Source organism: Pseudomonas sp. SZ57, from assembly GCF_009495975.1.
Classification (GTDB): domain Bacteria; phylum Pseudomonadota; class Gammaproteobacteria; order Pseudomonadales; family Pseudomonadaceae; genus Aquipseudomonas; species Aquipseudomonas syringae.
Genome location: NZ_WIBD01000045.1, coordinates 1 through 2608 on the forward strand (window position 1 = coordinate 1; position 2608 = coordinate 2608).

The window sequence follows — 2608 nt, forward strand, 5'->3', positions numbered from 1 at the left end:
TGAGCGGTATCGACGGGGAGGGTTTCGCCATCGGCTGTGGTGCGGATTTCCAGCCCCGGCAGGTAGCGCACTTCGTTGAGAAGCAAGCGGCCTGACGCCTGAGCTGTACTTATCTTGCGGCAGCGCTGACCCTGGCCGTCATAGACATAACGCTCTTCATCGCTCGCTGCGTCTTTACGCTGCAGCAGAGTAACAAGAGCAAGTTGATTACGCGCATTCCAACCCATAACCTGCCCGCGAACCAGTTGCAGCAGATTGCCGTTGGCATCAAAACTCGTAGCGAAATCCACATCCCCGTCATCGTCGGGCAGGCTGCGGTTGCTGTCCGGTGCAACGTGCATGTTGCGAGTGAAGTTGTGCGCGCCTTCGTGGCGCATTTGCAGCAGATTGCCCGCTGCGTCGTAGCTGTAATTCTGTGTGTAGTTGCTGACCTGGCAAGGATCGAGCGTTGGCAGAGGTTGCAGACCGGGTAGCGCCGGACCATGACTGGCCCCGTTTCTGACCTCCCGCCCCGTGGCTTCGATCAACTGATACAACGTGTCGTAACAGTAACGGTTTATCGGTTCGATAAGCTGATTGTTGCAATACCGGTCTGGTTGCGAGGCATCGTTGACGAGCAGGATATTGCCCACCGGGTCATAGTCGTAATCAAGCTTTTGCAACAACGTGCCTTCCGCAGATACCGCGCCAAGCTCAGCTAGTCGGCCTTCCTGCTGATCATAGACATAACGGCTGACCACGCCGTTGCCGGCAGTCTCCTGCTCGACCTGATTGAAGGCGTTGTAATGAATTTCATTGACCAGTGTCTGCGGCGACGACGTACCGGCCAATGTCAGTTCAGCCGCTTTCAACTGCCCGGCGACGGTCATGCCAAAGGCCTGCGTGTTGCCCATGGCATCAGTCTGCCCGAGCACTTCACCCAGCGCATTGAAGCTCCAGCGGGTTTGCAGGGCCGCAGGCTCAAGCAAGGCATCGCGCTCGGCTTCGACCAGCGGCCAGTCCGGCGTTACTGATACTCGTAAGAAATATCTATGCTGATTAAGTACTTTGCCGCTCAGGCCATGGTCCGGGGACAGGCTTGTACCGGCGGTGTCGTCATGGCGCGATAGCCGACCGCATAAGTTATGGCTGGCTGAATCAGGTCCGCCATAGGCAAAACGCTCAACGACCTGATGCTGCTCGGTAACCGAAACAGGGCGCAGCAACTGATCGTACTCAAAATGACGCTGATTGGCGCTACTGTCCCAGCCGCTGATGGTCTGACCTGCTTCGCCCAATAGCATCAGCCGCCAGTGGGCGTCCACACTGTCGGTCAGTATCGGCTGCCCCGAAAGGCTGTAAGTTGTTGTCAGGTTTGGCGCATCAAGTCGTGGATCTCTTTGCGTGCTCACATGGCCCGCAGCGTTGTAAGTCTTCCGGGTAATACGGCGCTCCATCGCTTGCTGCGCCTCGCTTCGCCAATAAGCGATATTGCCGATTGCCAGTCCTCTTGGGTCAACGGCTCTTACATCAGGTGTGTGTTGGTGCAAGGTATTGTTCATCATGTTCTCCTGGGAGAGTTGATTTCACCGTCAGCAACAAGGATCACCCTGGAAAACTGGATTTATAAAAAGTCAGGAAGTTACCTATTCCTCGCCGAGGGTTGCCTCTGGCCGATTGATCCATGATGATTTCGCCTGAACGAGAGACTATCCCCAGCGCCGCGCTATCGCCGCCGTCGAGATTGGCAGACCATCCGGGTGTGGCGTTCAGTTTGTCCAGCCTTAACATGATCTTCGCCCATTCCGGCATCGTGTAAGCTCCGGACTCCTGGGTTCTGCTTCCGCCTGACCCGACGGCCAGACGCGTTCTCGAAGATCCGTCGAAAACTACCGGAAAGCTGATACCCGAACGTGGATTGGGCGTGTTGGCATGACCTAATTGGCCCGGCCCTGATGTGGCCGGTCCATATTGAAACCTTTCCTGCTCAAGATCGTTTTCGGTGAAAGCCACTTCTCCCCCGGTAGACAGCAGTGGTGCCGAGTGAAGAGTGGAGCCATCCCCCATGGTCAGCGCAACGTAATCTTTTTCGTAATGCCTTGGAATGCTGACAGATGCTTCCTCCTCGCCACCCATGAACAACTTCCCAACCGCGGCGTGTGTCGGATCTGATGGTGAGACTTTACCCTTAAAGTTATAGAAGCCGCCATTTATGTATGCCAGGTGACTACTGCCAGGTACTTCTGACTCTATATAAATAGAAGCGCCGGACACGGACTTTATAGCGAAGGGGTAGCTGCCTCCTGAAACCTTGCTCTGGTAGGTAGAGTCGATGGACAGGTAAGTAAGTTCTCGCTGGCCTTTAAACGCTCTGGGTAACCCCATTCCTATTTGCGCGAAGGTTTCATTGGTGCCCTGGATACTCACGCCGATTATGCCTGGCGCAAACGTTCTGACACTCACGTCGTTCGTATCCCTTTGCTCGCGCAGGCTATCCATCGCCGTCAACCAGCGCGCCCTGGCCTTTTGACTGTTCTGACCGTCGGGGTCAAATAAGTTGAGTGGGTTGTTGCCAACAAAGCCGAACAGATTCAACCCATCCACATCCCCCGCCGGATCCGGATTGATC

Annotated in this window: 1 protein-coding gene and 1 pseudogene; both read right to left on the reverse strand. The window is 55.6% G+C overall.

Going from position 1 to position 2608, the window contains the following annotated elements; genetic code table 11:
* Nucleotides 1-1541, reverse strand: a pseudogene (locus GE543_RS26890) (RHS repeat protein); the annotation flags it as partial.
* 43 nt (nt 1542-1584) lie between these two features.
* A partial coding sequence (locus GE543_RS26895; RefSeq protein ID WP_153222762.1) for a hypothetical protein occupies nt 1585-2608 on the reverse strand: 1024 nt, incomplete at its 5' end.